Source organism: Frateuria sp. Soil773 (assembly GCF_001428405.1).
Taxonomy (GTDB): domain Bacteria; phylum Pseudomonadota; class Gammaproteobacteria; order Xanthomonadales; family Rhodanobacteraceae; genus LMSL01.
The window spans coordinates 22946-39864 of record NZ_LMSL01000023.1; the positions used below are offsets into that span (position 1 = coordinate 22946).

A 16919-nucleotide genomic window follows, 5' to 3' on the forward strand; every position below is an offset into this window, starting at 1 on the left:
GGCCCGTGCAGACCATGTCCAACACCCCCAAGATCATCTACACGCTGACCGACGAAGCCCCGTTCCTGGCGACGCAGTCGCTGCTGCCGATCATCGATGCCTATACCGGCACCGCGGGCATCAAGGTGGAGACCCGCGACATCTCGCTGGCCGGGCGCATCATCGCGCTGTTTCCGGAGCTGCTGAGGGACGACCAGAAGATCGCCGACGATCTCGCCGAGCTGGGCCGGCTGGCGACCACGCCGGACGCGAACATCATCAAGCTGCCCAACATCAGCGCCTCGATGCCGCAGCTGAAGGCGGCGATCAAGGAGCTGCAGGGCCAGGGCTACGCGCTGCCGGACTATCCGGACGCGCCGAAGGACGCGGCCGAGAAGGACGTCAAGGCGCGCTACGACAAGGTCAAGGGCAGCGCGGTGAACCCGGTGCTGCGCGAGGGCAATTCCGACCGTCGCGCGCCGCTCTCGGTGAAGAACTACGCGCGCAAGCATCCGCACCGCATGGGTCCGTGGAGCGCGGACTCGAAGACCCACGTGGCGCACATGGACGGCGGCGACTTCTACGGCAGCGAGAAATCGGCGCTGGTCGACCAGGCCGGCAGCGTGCGCATCGAATGGTTCGGCAAGGACGGCAGCCACAGCGTACTGAAGGAGAAGACCGCGCTGCAGGCGGGCGAGATCATCGACGCGGCGGTGATGAGCCGCAAGGCGCTGGCCGCCTTCGTCGATGCGCAGATCGCCGACGCGAAGCGGCAGGGCGTGCTGTTCTCGCTGCACCTGAAGGCGACCATGATGAAGGTGTCCGACCCGATCATGTTCGGCGTGGTGGTATCGGAGTTCTACAAGGACGTGCTGGCAAAGCACGCCGACGCGCTGAAGGCCGTCGGCTTCGATCCGAACAACGGCATCGGCGACCTCTACGCGCGCATCGGCAACCTGCCGGCGGAGCAGCAGGCCGCGATCAAGGCGGACATCGACGCAGCCTACGCGACACGGCCGGCGCTGGCGATGGTCAATTCCGACAAGGGCATCACCAACCTGCACGTGCCCAGCGACGTGATCGTGGACGCCTCGATGCCGGCGATGATCCGCGACTCCGGCCGCATGTGGAACCTGGAAGGCAAGCTGCAGGACACCAAGGCGGTGATCCCCGACCGCTGCTACGCCGGCGTGTACCAGGCGGTGATCGAGGACTGCAAGGCGCACGGCGCCTTCGACCCGGTAACCATGGGCAGCGTGCCGAACGTGGGCCTGATGGCGCAGGCGGCCGAGGAATACGGCTCGCACGACAAGACCTTCCAGATCGCCGCCGACGGCACGGTGAAGGTGACCGACGAGGCCGGCAACGTACTGCTGGAACATGCGGTGGAGGCGGGCGACATCTGGCGCATGTGCCAGACCAAGGACGCGCCGGTGCAGGACTGGGTGAAGCTGGCGGTGACCCGCGCGCGCCTCAGCCACACGCCGGCGGTGTTCTGGCTCGACCCGGCGCGCGCGCACGACGCCCAGGTGATCGCCAAGGTCGAGCGCTACCTCAAGGACCACGACCTCGACGGCCTGGACATCCGCATCCTGTCGCCGGTGGAGGCCACGAAGTTCTCGCTGGCGCGCATCCGCCAGGGCCAGGACACCATCTCGGTGACCGGCAACGTGCTGCGCGACTACCTCACCGACCTGTTCCCGATCCTGGAGCTGGGCACCAGCGCGAAGATGCTGTCGATCGTGCCGCTGATGGCCGGCGGCGGCCTGTTCGAGACCGGCGCCGGCGGCTCGGCGCCCAAGCACGTGCAGCAGTTCGTGGAAGAGAACTGCCTGCGCTGGGATTCGCTGGGCGAGTTCCTCGCGCTGGCCGCGTCGCTGGAGCACCTGGCCAACCGCTACGGCAACGCCGCCGCGGCCGTGCTGGCGAAGACGCTGGACCAGGCCAACGGCAAGTTCCTCGACAACAACAAGTCGCCGGCGCGCAAGGTCGGTGAGCTGGACAACCGCGGCAGCCACTTCTACCTGGCGCTGTACTGGGCGCAGGCGCTGGCGGCGCAGGACGAGGATGCCGCGCTGAAGGCGAAGTTCGCCCCGCTGGCCAAGGCGCTGACGGACGGCGAGACGGCCATCGTCGGCGAGTTGAACGGCGCGCAGGGCAAGCCGGTGGACATCCACGGCTACTACCATCCGGACCTGGCACGGGTGAGCGCGGCGATGCGTCCGAGCAACACCTTCAACGCGGCGCTGGCGACGCTGGCCGCGTCCTGATGCCGATGTGCGTTCGATGAGGAGGAGGGCCGCGGGCTCGCGGGCCTCGCGGCTTTGCGCCCGTCGCCTGCGCGGATGATGTCCGTCATTCCTGCGAACCCCGAAAGGGGGCAAGAGCAGGAATCCGGGGCTTCTCGACGTCACGGGATGACCGGCGCTTCGGTTGTTGCGAAGCGCCTCCCGCTTTCGCGGGAATGGCGGCACGATCGTTCCCTGCCATCGATCGCCCTCGGGCATCAGGTATCCGCTCGCCACGACGAGCATCGGGAAAGGGCAGTCCGGCGCCCTTTCCCGTGATGCGTCGCCCGGCCGTCACGGTGCGGCCGGTGCCGACTTTTCCCGCACCGGAGGCATCGGCAATGAAGGCCCCGTGTTTCATTCCGTCGATGCCGGGCACGAGGTGGCACTGGGGAACCGGCACCGCCCCGTGCGGTCTGTGGCATCGTCGCCATCCCCTTCGAGCAAGCGAGCGCCGCGCATGACATGGAAGCCCTCTCTCCTGCTGCTGGGGTGCCTCGCGCCCGCCGCCGCCCTGGCGCAGACCGCGCCTTCGCCGCCGTCCAGCACCGCCGTCACCGACCTGGCGCCGGTGATGGTGAGCGGCGTGCAGCCCGGGCCCGGCCTGTGGAAGGTCGGCCGCGGCGGCCACGTGATGTGGGTGCTGGGCGTGAGTTCGCCGCTGCCGGAAAAGGTGCGCTGGGAGTCGAGCGACGTCGAGCACGCGATCGCCGGCGCGCAGGAGGTGATCGGCCAGCCGACGCTCAAGTTCAAGGCGAAGGTGGGTTTCTTCGGCAAGCTGTTCCTGCTGCCGTCGATCTACAGCGCGCGCAAGAACGCCGACGGCCGCACCCTCGACGAAGTCGTGCCGGTCGCCGACTATGCGCGCTGGACCGCGCTGAAGGCGCGTTACATCGGGCGCGACCACGGCATCGAGCGGTGGCGGCCGATCTTCGCCGCGCTGGAGCTGGCGAACCGGGCGCTGAAGGCGGCCAACCTCAGCAGTTCCGGCGGCGTCGCCGACGAGGTGAAGCGGCTGGCCCGGCAGTACCAGGTGCCGATCACCCAGGTCCGCTACGAGGTCGATGTGGCCAACCCGCGCGCGGTGCTGAAGGCGTTCAAGGCGGCCGGGCCGGACGACGTGGCCTGCTTCCACAGCACGATGGTGGCGCTGGATACCCAGTTGCCGCAGATGGCGGCGCACGCCAACGCCTGGGCCACCGGCGACATCGAGGCGCTGCGCAAGGCCGCCGGCGTGGAGGATCCGCGCCAGACTTGCATGGAGGCGATCACCGGCGCCGGCTTCGCGCGCCAGCTCGGCATGGACGACATCGTGCCGCGGATGCGCGGGATGTGGCTGGACGCGGCGCGGCGCGCGCTGGCGATCCATCCGCAAAGCTTCGCCATGCTCTCGATGAACCAGTTGCTGGCGCCGGACGGCTACCTGGCGACGCTGCGCGCCGAAGGCTACGAGGTGGTCGCGCCGGACGACGAGGCGGCGACCGTCCCGGTGGCGCCGGCGCCGGCCGCGTCGTCGCCGGCGCCGGCTTCTTCGGCGGCGCGCTGAGCGCCACGATCAAGTTTATCCGCCGGTCCAGCCGTCCTGCGTCATTCCTGCGGAAGCAGGACAAAAGCGGGCTTTGCGAGCGTTGAACGGCCGAAGGCCGGCCCCGAAGGGGCGAGCGCAGCGAGTCATCCAGTGACTGTTTCCTCGAAAGCCCAACGACACTGGATCCCAGCTTGACCGGCCCTGCGGCCGTTGAAAGCCGCTGGGATGACGTTTCGTTGGGCACCTGGGATCGTAAGCCGGCTCACAAAGCGGGCCAGCCGGATCGGACATCGTGCCTGGCGAGGCAACGGCCCGCTCGTCCGGCCCGCTTCGGTGCCGGCCCGCCTACGCGGCGCTGGCGGCGTCGAGCGCGGCGATGTCCTCGCGGCCGAGTTGCAGCTTCGCCGCGCCGAGCAGTTCGTGGAGCTGTTCCACGCTGGTCGCGCTGGCGATCGGCGCGGTGATGCCCGGCCGCGCCATCAGCCAGGCCAGGGCCACCTGGGCCGGCGTGGCGCGGTGCACGGCGGCCACTTCGTCCAGCGCGGCGAGGATGCGCAGGCCGCGCGGGTCGAGGTATTTCTTCACGCTGTCGCCGCGCGCCGCGCTCTTGGCGAGGTCGGCCTCGCTGCGGTACTTGCCGGTGAGGAAGCCGCTGGCCAGCGCGTAGTAGTTGATCACGCCCAGGTTCTCGCGGCGAGCCAGCGGCTCCAGCGCCGCCTCGTAGCCGGCGCGGTCGGCCAGGTTGTATTCCGGCTGCAGGCTCTCGTAGCGCGGCAGGCCGTGCTCGCGCGACATCCGCAGGGCTTCCTCCAGGCGGTCCGCGCCGTAGTTGGAGGCGCCGATGGCGCGCACCTTGCCCTGCTCGATCAGCCGGCCGAAGGCGCCCAGCGTCTCGGCCAGCGGCACGCTGGCGTCGTCCTTGTGCGCCTGGTACAGGTCGATGCGGTCGGTCTGCAGGCGCTGCAGCGAGGCATCCACCGCCTGCTGGATGTTGGCCGGCGACAGCCCGGGGTGCTCGGCCCACTTGCCGACCTTGGTGGCGATCACGACGCGGTCGCGCTTGCCGCTCTTCTTCAGCCAGCGGCCGATGATGGTTTCCGATTCGCCGCCGCGGTTGCCCGGCACCCAGGCCGAATAGACGTCCGCCGTGTCGACGAGGTTGAAGCCGGCATCGACGAAGGCGTCGAGCAGCTCGAACGAGCGGGCTTCGTCGGCGCTCCAGCCGAACACGTTGCCGCCGAAGGCGAGCGGGGCGATGGAGAGCGGGGAGTTGCCGAGCGGGCGCAGTTGCATGGGAGGACCTCGGATGGGGAACGGGCGGGGCGCGCCGCCACGACGGCGACGCGCACTCCATCCGAGGTAGTTGCGCCGGGCGCGGGAATCAACCCACGCGGCGCCGCTGCGGCGGGATCAGGCGCAGGTGGGTTCGCAGCAGCCGTCCGGCGTTTCGCAGGCCGATGGCGTCTGCGCCGCCGGCCTGGCCCGGGTGCCGGCCTCGTCGCGGGGCGCGTCGGGCCGCCAGGCCAGGTCGCCCGAGTGCGTGACGTGGCCGTGCAGGAACAGCAGATTGGTCCAGATCGAGCTCATCGCGGACACCTCGCGGGGGGAAGGTGAGTGTGGGGATACGCTCAAGATACGCAGGCGGCAAAGCCGCAAAAAGCGATATATTCGCAAGCCAGCCTTGAGGGATCTTCAAGATGGGAAAGCTGCCCCTGGGCCTGCTGCAGCAGTTCGTGCTGGTCGCCCGGCAAGGCAACCTGTCGCGCGCCGCGGCGCAGGCGAACCTCACCGTCAGCGCGCTCAGCCACCAGATGCGCCAGCTCGAGGAGCGGCTGGAGCGGCGCCTGTTCGAGCGCGGCCCGCGCGGGGTGACGCTGACGGTGGAGGGCTGCAGCCTGCTGGAGGCGGTGGGCGAGCACGTCGACGGCATCGAGCATGCGCTGTCGCGCTACCGCGAGCGGCGCCACGGCGCGCTCACGCTCAGCGCCAGCCCCGGCATCCTGTCGAGCTGGCTGGTGCCGCGCCTGCCGCGGCTGGTCGCCGCGCATCCGGAGCTGGAACTGAGCCTGCAATCGACGTCGGCCCTGGTGCACTTCGACCGCGAGCCGGTGGACTGCGCGCTGCGCTACGGCCGCGGCCAGTGGGCGGGGCTGCATTGCGAGCGCCTGTTCGGCGAGTGGATCGCGCCGATGGCCGCACCCAGCCTGCTCGAACGCATGGGCGATGCGGACCGCGACGACCTCACCGGCTGGCCGCTGCTCGGCGATCCCAACCCGGCCGACCGCTGGCGAAGCTGGTTCCAGCGTTTCGGCGGCACCTTGCCAAGGCGCTACGTGGCGAACTTCGACAGCGTCGACGCGGCGCGCCATGCGGCGCTGGAAGGGCTGGGCGTGGGGCTGGGGCGGATGGTCACCTCGAAGTCGCTGCTCGACGCCGGCCACCTGCAGGTGCTCGGCCGGCATTACCTGAAGGTGCCCGAGGCGTACTACCTGGTCTACCCGTCGCGCTCGCACGACCACCGCGGCCTGCAGTTGTTCCGCGAATGGCTGCATGCCGAGGCCGACGACTACTGCAAGCGGATGCCCGCGCTGCAGGACGGCGGCACCCTGGAAAGCTGAGCCGGCGGCCGCCGCGGTTTCGCCGCGCGCGGCGTGGCGTCATCATTGGCGGTCGTCCGTACGCACAACATCGAGGAATCCCGCCATGAAGTCACGCGCCGCCGTCGCCTGGGAAGCAGGCAAGCCACTCACCGTCGAGCAGGTCGACGTCGCCGGGCCGAAGGCCGGCGAGGTGCTGGTGCGCATCGTCGCCACCGGCGTGTGCCATACCGACGCGTTCACCCTGTCCGGCGCCGATCCGGAGGGGCAGTTCCCGGTGATCCTCGGCCACGAGGGCGGCGGCATCGTGGAGGAGGTGGGTGAAGGCGTCACCTCGCTGAAGCCGGGCGACCACGTGATCCCGCTGTACACGCCCGAATGCGGCGAGTGCAAGTTCTGCCGCTCGGGCAAGACCAACCTGTGCCAGAAGATCCGCGCCACCCAGGGCCAGGGCCTGATGCCGGACGGCACCTCGCGCTTCTCCCTGAACGGCAGGCCGCTGCTGCACTACATGGGCACCAGCACGTTCAGCGAATACACCGTGCTGCCGGAGATCTCGCTGGCGAAGATCAACCCGGCCGCGCCGCTGGACAAGGTGTGCCTGCTCGGCTGCGGCATCACCACCGGCATCGGCGCGGTGCTGAACACGGCCAAGGTGGAGCCCGGCGCCTCGGTGGCGGTGTTCGGCCTGGGCGGCATCGGCCTGTCGGTGGTGCAGGGCGCGGTGATGGCGAAGGCCGGGCGCATCGTGGTGGTGGACACCAACCCGGCGAAGTTCGAGATGGCGAAGCTGCTGGGCGCCACCGACTGCATCGATCCGAAGGACTACCCGGACACGCCGATCCAGCAGGTGATCGTGGAGCTCACCGACGGCGGCGTGGACTACTCGTTCGAATGCATCGGCAACGTGCAGGTGATGCGTTCGGCGCTGGAGTGCTGCCACAAGGGCTGGGGCGAGTCGATCATCATCGGCGTGGCCGGCGCCGGCCAGGAGATCAGCACGCGGCCGTTCCAACTGGTCACCGGGCGGGTGTGGCGCGGCTCGGCGTTCGGCGGCGTGAAGGGGCGCAGCCAGTTGCCCGGCTACGTCGAGCGCTACCTCGCCGGCGAGATCCGCATCGACGAGATGGTCACCGAGGTGCTGCCGCTGGAGCGCATCAACGAGGCGTTCGAGCTGATGCACGAAGGCCGGGTGATCCGCTCGGTGATCCGCTACTGAGCTGCCGCGCCGGCGGCGGATGCCGTAGAATCGCGCCGCCGGCCCTTCCGGCCGGCGGCCGTCGCGACACGGCCCGTCAGCTACATCCATAAGGATTTCCTATGAGCCGTACCGCCTTCCTCGTCGATGGCGCGTTTTTCCTTGCCCGCTACCGCAAGGTGTGGGGCGACCGCGACGCGAACGACGCGCGCACCGTGGCCAAGACCGTGTTCGGCATGGCGCTGGAGCACCTCAAGGCGCTGGACCGCCCGCGCGAATCGCTCTACCGCATCTTCTTCTACGACTGCCCGCCGCTGGAGAAGCGCTTCGTCAAGCCGGTCAGCGGCGACAGCATCGACTTCGGCCGCACCGGCGCCGCCGACTTCCGCCGCGACCTGCACGACCAGTTGCGCCGCCAGCGCAAGATGGCGCTGCGGCTGGGCCGGCTCGCCGAGCGCGGCGAGTGGAAGCTGAAGTACCACGCCCAGCAGCAGTTGCGCGACGGCACGCTGCACTCGGACGCGCTGGGCGACGAGCATTTCGAGCCGGACATGCGCCAGACCCAGGTGGACATGAAGATCGGCATCGACATCGCCGCGCTGGCCTACAAGAAGCAGGTGGACCAGATCATCCTGGTCGCCGGCGACGCGGACTTCATCCCGGCCGCCAAGCTGGCCCGCTACGAAGGTATCGATTTCATCCTCGACCCGATGTGGCAGGGTATCGCCCCGGACCTGCACGAGCACATCGACGGCCTGCAGTCGGTCTGCCCGCGTCCGTTCTGATCCGTCCACCTCGCCTTTACGCCGTTGCCGACAGGCTTCGTCCACCCGGAGCCGCAGGGAAGTCAGGGAGCCACCGATGAAACATCCGCTCGTGTCGTCGCTGTATCTGGCGCTTGCGCTCGCCGCGCCGGCCATGGCGCAGGACCAGCCCGCCTCGGAACTGGTGCCGCCGACCAGCGCCAGCCAGTACACCGCCGAGCAGCTCGACCAGGTGCTGGCCGGCGACTGGCGCTCGGCCGCCAACCGCGCGCGCGACGCCTACCGCCATCCCAAGGACACGCTGGATTTCTTCGGCCTGCAGCCGGACCAGACGGTGATCGAGATCACCCCGGGCGGCGGCTGGTACAGCGAGATCCTCGCGCCGCTGCTGCGCGACAACGGCCACTACGTCGCCGCCGAGAAGCGGCCGGCCAGCGACGGCGAGGCGCGCAGCGACGACTCGGCGCTGCGGCGCAAGTTCGCCGCCGACCCGGCGCACTACGGCAAGGCCGCCATCGTCGCCTTCGATCCGCAGGCGCCGGTGCTCGGCGAGCCGGGCTCGGCCGACCTGGTGCTGACCTTCCGCAACGTGCACAACTGGGTCATGGCCGATACCGCGCCGGCAATGTTCAAGGCGTTCTTCGCCGTGCTGCGACCGGGCGGCGTGCTCGGCGTGGTGGACCACCGCGCGGCCGACGGCGCCACGCTCGACCAGGTCAAGGCCAGCGGCTACCTGCCGACCGCCTACGTGAAGAAGCTGGCGACCGATGCCGGCTTCGTGCTCGACGGCGAGAGCGAGGTCAACGCGAACCCGAAGGACACCAGGGACTACCCGAAGGGCGTGTGGACCCTGCCGCCGACCCTCACGCTGGGCGAGCAGGACCGCGCGAAGTACCAGGCGATCGGCGAGTCCGACCGGATGACCCTGCGCTTCGTGAAGCCGGCCGCCGCCAGGCACTGAGCGCGCCACCGGCATGCTGCTCGCGCTCAACAAGCCGTACGGCGTGCTGTGCCAGTTCACCACCGACGACGGCCGGCCCACGCTGGCCGACCACGTGCGGCAGAAGGGCGTGTATCCGGTCGGCCGGCTGGACCACGACAGCGAGGGCCTGCTCCTGCTCACCGACGACGGCGCGCTGGCGCACCGGCTCACCGACCCGCGCCACAAGCAGCCCAAGACCTACCTGGTGCAGGTGGACGGCGCGGTCACCGCGGCCGCGATGGCCGCCCTGCGCCGCGGCGTGGCGCTGAAGGATGGGCCGACCCTGCCGGCCGGCGTCGAGCCCGTGGCCGAGCCGGACTGGCTGTGGCCGCGCGACCCGCCGGTGCGCTTCCGCAAGCTGATCCCGACCAGCTGGCTCGCCATCACCCTGCGCGAAGGCCGCAACCGCCAGGTGCGCCGGATGACCGCCGCGGTCGGCTTTCCCACCCTGCGGCTGATCCGCGTGCGCGTCGGCGACCATGCGCTGGACGGGCTGGCGCCCGGCGAGACGCGCGTGCTGCAGCCTTAGTGCCCCTCTTTCCGCGACGTTCTCTCGCGGGGCGATGCCGGCCGTGAACGCTCTGCTGGAAATCCCTGAGAGCCTGCTCGAAGTCTCCCAGGCATTCCCCATGAAGCGTCATCCCGGCTTGCGCTGGGACGACGTTTCGCTGGGGTACCCGGATATCGTGGGCAGGCTCCAGGGCATCGTGACCGAAGTCGCTCCTGCGCCAGCCTTGCAGTGGTTGCCGCAGCCGCTCCTCAGGCTTGCGCTGTGCGCGGCAGCCCGAAGAACGCCTCCGCCGTCGCCGTGCTGTTCGCCGCGGTGACCTCGGCCGGCTCGCCGCGGTCGCGCGCGATTTCCTCGCAGATGTGCCTCAGGTACATCGGCTCGTTGCGCCGGTGGCTGGGCGCCGGGCGTACCGTGCGCGGCAGCAGGTAGGGCGCGTCGGTCTCGATCATCAGGCGGCCGGCCGGGATCTCGCGCACGAACTCGCGCAGGTGGGTGCCGCGCCGCTCGTCGCAGATCCAGCCGGTGATGCCGATGTGGCAATCCAGGGCGAGGTAGTCGTGCAGCGCCTCGCGGCTGTCGGTGAAGCAGTGCACCACCGCCGCCGGCACCCGGTCGCGGTAGCGCCGCAGCAGCGCCAGGAAATCCCCGTGCGCGTCGCGCTGGTGCAGGAACAGCGGCTTGCCGCAATCGGCGGCGATCCGCAGTTGTCGCTCGAACGCCGCCAACTGCACCTCGCGCGGCGAGTAGTTGCGGTTGTAGTCGAGCCCGGTCTCGCCGACCGCGCGGACCTCCGGCTCCAGCGCCAGCGCGCGCAGCCGCTCGTCGGTGGCGTCGTCGTAGTCGATCGCATGGTGCGGGTGCACGCCGGCGGTGGCGTACAGCGTGCCCGGATGCCGGCGCGCCAGCGCCAGGGCGTGCTCGCTGCCGTCGCGCGAGGCGCCGGTCACGACCATGCGCCCCACCCCATGCGTCTGCGCACGTTGCAGCACAGCAGGCAGGTCGTGGTGAAACGACTCGTGCGTGAGGTTGGCGCCGATATCGAGCAACTGCATGGGTTGGTCCGGGGTGAAAAAACCGATTGTCACAGACCCCGCGCGCCGCGCAAAACGGCAAACCATTGCAGTGCGTCATGACGTCCCCCGGCGGCCGTCGAAGGCGGCCATCGGAACATGAAAAAGTCGCATTGCGGTCGTAGGAAATCGCTGTTAGTTTCAGTGACGGATTCGAAAGAATTTGAGGTCTTGGTCAGCTAGGCAAGCATCCGTGAGGTGCCTTGCCGAAGCGTGGAATGGGGGGATTCCACGGGGCGCCCGTCGCTTGGGCCGCTTGCTCCGACCAGGCAACGACGGGGAAGGGGCATGGATGTGGAAGGCGAGAGCGAAAGCCGCTGCGCGGCTGCGGGAGAGGCTCGGCAATCACCACCGACGCGATGCGGGCGGCCTATGGCTTCGCCCGGCGGGAGCGTGCGCGCGCCGCAGCGAACGGCACGCGATCCATGAGGTTCCCCGGGCAGGTTTTCTTGCTGTGGTGAAAGTATTGGGCGGGATCCATCCCGCCCCGGTCTTGCAGGCCGGCAAACGGCCTTGCATCTCAACGGGAGGAGTGTGCATGCACAAGAAGACGATGGTCCAGGCATTCGGCCTGGCCCTCACCGGCCTGTTCGCCGCCGGTGCGGCGATGGCCGCCGATGGCCAGCAGCAGGCGGCGCCGCAGGGGGTATCCGCGCAGAACAGCCAGGTTACCTTCATCGATCCGGCGACCGGCAAGCGGCGCGCGCCGACGGCGGCGGAGGTGGCCAAGCTCAACAAGATGATCGAGAGCAGCCGCGCGGCGCAGGGCGTCGACCGCGGCCCGCGCACGATGGCCGATGCCCACGCCACGCTGCGCACCCTGAAGCTGCGCAGCGGCAGGACCGTGACCGGCATGGACGTGCCGGAAAGCCTGTCCACCCGCCTGGTCGCCGAGCGCGCCGCCGACGGCAGCTACCGCATTCATCACGAGGGCGAAACGAGCGCCGCTGCCGTGGAGGTGACGAAATGATCCGCCGTCGCAAGCTGTTCAGCGCGCTGTTCTCCGCCGGCCTGCTGTGTGCGGCCGGCCTGGCCTACGCCGGTGACATCAACATCAAGAACCTGGATGCCGGCAGCGGCCAGGGCCTGGACGATCCGACCCCGGCGGCGCCGGTCGGCGGCAATCCGGGCACCACCCGCGGCGAGCAGGCGCGCATCGTGTTCCAGTTCGCGGCCAACATGTGGGGCGCCGTGCTGAAGAGCGACGTGCCGGTCAACATCGACGTCGCCTTCAAGAAGCTCGAGTGCGATTCCACCAGCGGCGTGCTGGGCTCGACCCGCCCGCTGGGCATCTATTCGTTCAACCCGGGCCAGGCCCCGGCCGGCGCGCTCGACCAGACCTGGTACCACGTGGCGCTGCTGAACATGTTCGCCGGCGAAGACGTGGACCCGAGCAAGTCGGATATCCAGATCCAGTTCAACGGCGGCCTGGGCACCACCGGCTGCCTGGACAACCTCGGCTGGTACTTCGGCCTCGACGGCAAGACCCCGTCCGGCCAGTCCAACCTGCTCAACGTGATGCTGCACGAAATGGCGCACGGCCTGGGCTTCTCGGCGTTCAACGACCTGACCAGCGGCAAGCCCGCGTCCGGTTCCAATGGCCCGCTGCCCGACATCTACTCGCTGTTCGTCTACGACAACGCGAAGGGCAAGAAGTGGTACGACCTGGACGACAACGGCCGCAAGGATTCCGCGCTGAACGACGGCCACCTGGTGTTCACCGGCGCCAACCTGAAGGCGCAGATGCCGCTGGTGCTGACCTATCCCACGCTGCTGCGGGCGAGCGCCCCGGCGGGTGCGGCGGGCGACTACGCCTTCAACCAGGCCAGCTTCGGCCCCGCCGCCACCGTTTCCAACTTCGCGCCCAACACGGCCGTGGTGGCTGCCACCGGCAGCAATGCGGAAGGCTGCACGGCGTTCGACAACGCCGCGGCGGTCAACGGCCACATCGCGCTCATCGACCGCGGCACCTGCGGCTTCGCCGTGAAGGCGCGGCTGGCCCAGGCCGCCGGCGCCACCGCGGTGATCCTCGCCAACAACCAGGCCGGCTCGATCATCCCGGCCGGCGACGACCAGGGCGACCCGACCATCCCGGTGATCGCGATCAGCCAGGCCGATGGCACCAAGCTGAAGCAGAACGCCGCCGGCCTCACCATCGGCATGGTGCTGGGCGACCAGATCGGCGGCGCCGATGCGGACGGCAACGTGCTGATCTATGCGCCGACGACGCTGAACCTGGGTTCGTCGTTCTCGCATTTCGACACGCGCCTGACGCCGCAAGCGCTGATGAACTTCCAGGAAGTCTCGGGCCTGCAGGGCCAGTACGACCTCGACCTGACGCCGGCGGTGTTCATGGACGAGGGCTGGAAGCTCAACGACACCACCCAGAAGCTCCTGACCTGCGATACCGGCGTGCCGACCTGGGTGCCGGGCGGCGTGGTGGTAGGCGCCAACGTGCTGGCCAGCGCCAAGCTGAAGGCCGCTTCGGCGGCGGACTTCGCCGACTACAAGGCGCTGATGCAGGCCTATGCGGCCGGTCTCGCCAGCGACGGCGTGATCACCTCCGGCCAGGCCAGCAGCCTGAACGCCTGCCTGAGCGATGCCGAGCTGCAGAACCAGCTCGATGCCTGGGGCGCCTCCAGCAACCCGGGCGACGACGCCATTGCACTGACCAAGGGCGTCGCGCTCGGCGGCCAGTCCGGCGCGGCGGGCAGCAGCAAGCTGTACAAGCTGGACGTGCCGGCCAACTCGCGCAGCCTCAACCTGCGCACCTTCGGCGGCAGCGGCGACGTCTCGCTGTACGTGAAGGTCGGTGCGGCGCCGACGACAACCGACTACGGCAGCAAGTCCGTGCACACCGGCAACAGCGAGTCGGTGGTGACGGCACTGCCGGCGGCCGGCACCTACTACCTCCTGGTGGTGGGCGAGAAAGCCTTCTCCGGCGTGTCGGTGCAGGGCAGCTACAGCGCACGCTGAGCGTTCCGAGCGGTAACGCGGTGCAGGCCGGCCAAGCCGGCCTGCACCTCTGCGAATCCAGTGAGCGGCCGGCGGCTCCGCTGCCGGCCCGTGACCAACGAAGAGGTTTCCACATGCTACGCAAGAACCTGACCGCCGCCCTGCTCGTTGCGCTCGGCGCGACTGCCGCTTCCCCGGCTTTCGCCGCCTCCACCACCGTCACCGTCAGCGCCAGCCAACTGGGCAAGGCGACCCCGGCGGCGATGGCCTCCCGCCTGAATCTCGGCAGCGGCGCCTCGTACGTGGCGACCACCGCCAGCGCGACGACGCAACGCGGCAGCGTGAAGACCCGCGAGCAGCAGACCTTCAACGGCATTCCCGTCTACGGCCGCAGCGTGGTGGTCGAGCGCGACCGCAGCGGCAACGTGCTCTCGGTGAAAGGGCACGCCGAGCGCGGCATCGTGGCCGACCTTCCCTCGGTGACCCCGCGCCTGAGCGCGGCGCAGGCGCAGTCCACGCTGAAGGCGGCGCGCCAGTTGTCGTCCCGGCAGGCGGTGTCCAACGCCAAGTCGGAACTGTTCGTCTACCCGGGCGCGGGCAACAAGGCGCGCCTGGTCTACCGCACCTCGTTCGTGGTCGACAGCGGCCACGGCATGTCGCGCCCGACCGCGCTGATCGACGCCAGCACGGGCCAGATCATCAAACAGTGGGAAGGCATCACCAACGGGCGGCTGCCGCCGGGTCCGGGCACCACCACCAACGTCCAGGCCACCGGCATCGGCGGCAACGGCGCGACCGGCTCGTACTACTACGACGGCAGCGGCGCCGGCCGCGAACTGCTCGACGTGCAGCGCACCGGGCTGACCTGCTACATGCAGAACGACCGCGTCGCCACCTACAACCTGGCCGGCGGCCAGCGCGTCACCCAGTGGTCGTTCGGCTGCGGCGCGGCGCCGTATACCAGCGGCGGCGACGCCGTCAACGGCGCCTTCTCGCCGATCAACGACGCCCACCATTTCGGCGGCGTCGTGCACGACATGTACACCGACTGGTTCGGCGAACCGCCGCTGAAGAATCCCGACGGCTCGGCGATGCAACTGCACATGTGGGTGCACTACGGCGTCAACTACGCCAATGCCTTCTGGGACGGGTCGGAGATGGTGTTCGGCGACAACGACGGCAAGAACAGTTACCCGTTCGTGGTGCTCGACGTCACCGGCCACGAGATCAGCCACGGCTTCACCGAGCAGCACTCGGGCCTGGAGTACGACGCCCAGTCCGGCGGCATGAACGAGGCGTTCTCGGACATGGCGGGCGAAGCGGTGAAGTTCTTCGACCGCGGCAGCAACGACTTCCTGGTCGGCAAGGATCTCATCAACCCGGCCAGCGTCGGCCCGGGCGACCTGCCCTCGCTGCGCGACATGTGCACGCCGAGCCGCGACGGCGCCTCCATCGACGACGCCGACCAGTACGACGACTCCCTGGACGTGCACTACTCCAGCGGCGTCTACAACCGCGCGTTCTGCCTGCTGGCCAAGACCAGCGGCTGGGACACGCGCAAGGCGTTCGAGGTGTTCCACGATGCCAACGCGCTCTACTGGCAGCCGAACGAGACCTTCGACGGCGGCGCCTGCGGCGTCGAGCAGGCGGCCACCGACCGCGGCTACAGCGCGGCCGACGTGACGGCCGCGTTCGCCACGGTCAAGGTCACCTGCGACCAGGTCCCGTGAGGTAAAGCGTCCTGCCGCGCCGTGCGCGGCAGGACGTGGGCCGTGATCGATCGCGCCGTGCCGCATCGGATTCGCCGCTTCGCAAGTATCGGAATCGCTCCCGCGCGCCTCGGCGCGGCCGGTAGATGCGGTTCCGCCAGACGCAATTCTTGAGGATTCGAAGTCATGAACAAGATCTACAGCAAGGTTTGGAACAAGTCGTTGGGGATGCTCGTGGTGGCTTCCGAGTTCGCCAAGGCGAATGGCAAGGGCAGTGCGTCGAAGCGCGTGCGCGCCACCGTGGCGGCCGCCGGCGTGGCCCTGCTGTTGAGCGCCGGCCAGGCATCGGCCGGCCAGCTCGAAGCCGATCCGGACGGGAACCCCGTGGTGGTGCCGGTGGTGGGCGCCGGCGGTACGGCCGGCGGCCAAGCGGCCCAGGCCGCCGACTACGCGACGGCGATCGGCTACGCGGCGAATGCCGCGGGTAACTATTCCGCGGCGTTCGGCATGAACGCCGTTGCCGGTGGCATGTCGGCGGTGGCGAACGGCTACTTCAGCTCGGCCAGCGCGGTGGGCGCCGCGGCGATCGGCGCGAACAGCAAGGCCAGCGGCGTCATGGGCACCGCGCTCGGCTACGACAGCCATGCGACCGATGCGCTCTCGACGGCCTTGGGCGCGTCGAGCGAGGCCTCGAGCATCGGCACGACGGCAGCAGGCGTGAACGCCAAGGCCACCGGGCGCGGAGCGCTGGCGGTCGGGCTGGACGCGCAGTCGGGCAGCGCGAGCAGCGTGGCGATCGGCGAAAGCAGCCGCGCCACGGGAGCGGAAAGCACGGCCATCGGCGGTCTCGGCGAGAACGGCTCGGTGAAGACCCAGGCGACGGCGTTGCGTGCGACCGCAGTGGGCGCGGCCAGCCGCTCCACCGCGCAGCAGGCTTCGTCGTTCGGCTACAACGCCAGCGCCGAGGGCTACAACAGCACGGCGCTCGGCACCGGCTCGCACGTGGATGCCGCCGCGTACAACGCGGTCGCCCTCGGTTCCGACTCGGTGGCCGACCGCATCAACACGGTATCGGTGGGCAGCGCCGGCGCCGAGCGCCAGATCGCCAACGTGGCGGCCGGCACCGCGGGCACCGATGCGGTGAACGTGGACCAGCTCAACGCCTCGGTCGACGACGCCACGCGCTTCTTCCAGGCCAATGGCGCGACCGACGGCAGCGAGGACGCATCGGCGACGGGCGTGCACAGCGTGGCGTCGGGTGCGGACAGTGCGGCAAGCGGCGAGTCGTCGACCGCGGTGGGCGGGATCTACACGGACAGCGACGGCACGAGCTATTCG

At 69.7% G+C, this 16919-nt stretch carries 14 protein-coding genes; 11 read left to right on the forward strand and 3 right to left on the reverse strand.

The genetic code is table 11. The features are described 5' to 3' along the window. Positions 1-14: 14 nt before the first annotated feature. Both ASG87_RS08945 and ASG87_RS08950 read left to right on the forward strand, forming a co-directional pair. Positions 15-2249, forward strand: coding sequence for an NADP-dependent isocitrate dehydrogenase (locus ASG87_RS08945; RefSeq protein WP_056004385.1), 2235 nt, complete (start codon positions 15-17; stop codon positions 2247-2249). Between the two features lie 478 nt (positions 2250-2727). Then, complete coding sequence (locus ASG87_RS08950) at positions 2728-3813, forward strand: TraB/GumN family protein (protein ID WP_056004010.1); 1086 nt, start codon at positions 2728-2730, stop codon at positions 3811-3813. Between the two features lie 327 nt (positions 3814-4140). Here the strand turns inward: ASG87_RS08950 and ASG87_RS08955 are convergent, their stop codons facing one another. Further along, a complete protein-coding gene (locus ASG87_RS08955) occupies positions 4141-5088 on the reverse strand; it encodes an aldo/keto reductase (RefSeq protein WP_056004013.1) in 948 nt (315 codons plus the stop codon). 117 nt (positions 5089-5205) lie between these two features. Continuing rightward, positions 5206-5382 carry a hypothetical protein gene (locus tag ASG87_RS19980; RefSeq protein ID WP_157510985.1) on the reverse strand — a complete coding sequence of 59 codons (177 nt, stop codon included), beginning with the start codon at positions 5380-5382 and terminating at the stop codon, positions 5206-5208. 110 nt (positions 5383-5492) lie between these two features. Here ASG87_RS19980 and ASG87_RS08960 point away from each other — a divergent pair, with 110 nt between their 5' ends. The 5 genes from ASG87_RS08960 to ASG87_RS08980 all read left to right on the forward strand — a co-directional run bounded on the left by ASG87_RS08960 (position 5493) and on the right by ASG87_RS08980 (position 9865). Beyond that, entirely contained in the window at positions 5493-6413 is a 921-nt protein-coding gene (locus ASG87_RS08960; RefSeq protein ID WP_056004016.1) for a LysR substrate-binding domain-containing protein, read from the forward strand. Between the two features lie 85 nt (positions 6414-6498). Continuing rightward, positions 6499-7611 carry an S-(hydroxymethyl)glutathione dehydrogenase/class III alcohol dehydrogenase gene (locus ASG87_RS08965; RefSeq protein WP_056004019.1) on the forward strand — a complete coding sequence of 371 codons (1113 nt, stop codon included), beginning with the start codon at positions 6499-6501 and terminating at the stop codon, positions 7609-7611. A 101-nt stretch (positions 7612-7712) separates the two neighbouring features. Beyond that, positions 7713-8375, forward strand: a complete 663-nt coding sequence (locus tag ASG87_RS08970; protein ID WP_056004022.1) for an NYN domain-containing protein — start codon at positions 7713-7715, stop codon at positions 8373-8375. Positions 8376-8508: 133 nt separating this feature from the next. After that, a complete protein-coding gene (locus ASG87_RS08975) occupies positions 8509-9315 on the forward strand; it encodes a methyltransferase (protein WP_235499609.1) in 807 nt (268 codons plus the stop codon). Between the two features lie 13 nt (positions 9316-9328). Then, complete coding sequence (locus ASG87_RS08980; RefSeq protein ID WP_056004028.1) at positions 9329-9865, forward strand: pseudouridine synthase; 537 nt, start codon at positions 9329-9331, stop codon at positions 9863-9865. Positions 9866-10095: 230 nt separating this feature from the next. On the opposite strand, the gene ASG87_RS08985 is transcribed toward ASG87_RS08980, so the two are convergent. Next, entirely contained in the window at positions 10096-10899 is an 804-nt protein-coding gene (locus ASG87_RS08985; protein ID WP_056004030.1) for a TatD family hydrolase, read from the reverse strand. 556 nt (positions 10900-11455) lie between these two features. Between ASG87_RS08985 and ASG87_RS08990 the strand changes: the two genes are divergently transcribed. The 4 genes from ASG87_RS08990 to ASG87_RS09005 form a co-directional block, all read left to right on the forward strand. Next, complete coding sequence (locus ASG87_RS08990) at positions 11456-11887, forward strand: hypothetical protein (RefSeq protein WP_056004033.1); 432 nt, start codon at positions 11456-11458, stop codon at positions 11885-11887. Continuing rightward, positions 11884-13893 carry a PA domain-containing protein gene (locus ASG87_RS21240; RefSeq protein WP_056004034.1) on the forward strand — a complete coding sequence of 670 codons (2010 nt, stop codon included), beginning with the start codon at positions 11884-11886 and terminating at the stop codon, positions 13891-13893. The genes ASG87_RS08990 and ASG87_RS21240 overlap by 4 nt, the downstream gene beginning before the upstream one ends. Positions 13894-14006: 113 nt before the next feature. Then, positions 14007-15602: a M4 family metallopeptidase gene (locus ASG87_RS09000; RefSeq protein ID WP_056004037.1), complete on the forward strand. Its 1596-nt coding sequence runs from the start codon at positions 14007-14009 to the stop codon at positions 15600-15602. Positions 15603-15767: 165 nt separating this feature from the next. Then, the coding region (locus tag ASG87_RS09005) for an ESPR-type extended signal peptide-containing protein (RefSeq protein WP_268761805.1) at positions 15768-16919 on the forward strand (1152 nt) is incomplete at its 3' end.

Bases quoted from the DNA above. Each gene is read 5' to 3' on its own strand.
- ASG87_RS08970 (WP_056004022.1), top strand. From the start codon at position 7,713: ATGAGCCGTACCGCCTTCCTCGTCGATGGCGCGTTTTTCCTTGCCCGC.
- ASG87_RS08945 (WP_056004385.1), top strand. From the start codon at position 15: ATGTCCAACACCCCCAAGATCATCTACACGCTGACCGACGAAGCCCCG.
- ASG87_RS08985 (WP_056004030.1), bottom strand. From the start codon at position 10,899: ATGCAGTTGCTCGATATCGGCGCCAACCTCACGCACGAGTCGTTTCAC.
- ASG87_RS19980 (WP_157510985.1), bottom strand. From the start codon at position 5,382: ATGAGCTCGATCTGGACCAATCTGCTGTTCCTGCACGGCCACGTCACG.
- ASG87_RS08975 (WP_235499609.1), top strand. From the start codon at position 8,509: ATGGCGCAGGACCAGCCCGCCTCGGAACTGGTGCCGCCGACCAGCGCC.
- ASG87_RS08980 (WP_056004028.1), top strand. From the start codon at position 9,329: ATGCTGCTCGCGCTCAACAAGCCGTACGGCGTGCTGTGCCAGTTCACC.
- ASG87_RS21240 (WP_056004034.1), top strand. From the start codon at position 11,884: ATGATCCGCCGTCGCAAGCTGTTCAGCGCGCTGTTCTCCGCCGGCCTG.
- ASG87_RS08960 (WP_056004016.1), top strand. From the start codon at position 5,493: ATGGGAAAGCTGCCCCTGGGCCTGCTGCAGCAGTTCGTGCTGGTCGCC.
- ASG87_RS08950 (WP_056004010.1), top strand. From the start codon at position 2,728: ATGACATGGAAGCCCTCTCTCCTGCTGCTGGGGTGCCTCGCGCCCGCC.
- ASG87_RS09000 (WP_056004037.1), top strand. From the start codon at position 14,007: ATGCTACGCAAGAACCTGACCGCCGCCCTGCTCGTTGCGCTCGGCGCG.
- ASG87_RS08965 (WP_056004019.1), top strand. From the start codon at position 6,499: ATGAAGTCACGCGCCGCCGTCGCCTGGGAAGCAGGCAAGCCACTCACC.
- ASG87_RS08990 (WP_056004033.1), top strand. From the start codon at position 11,456: ATGCACAAGAAGACGATGGTCCAGGCATTCGGCCTGGCCCTCACCGGC.
- ASG87_RS08955 (WP_056004013.1), bottom strand. From the start codon at position 5,088: ATGCAACTGCGCCCGCTCGGCAACTCCCCGCTCTCCATCGCCCCGCTC.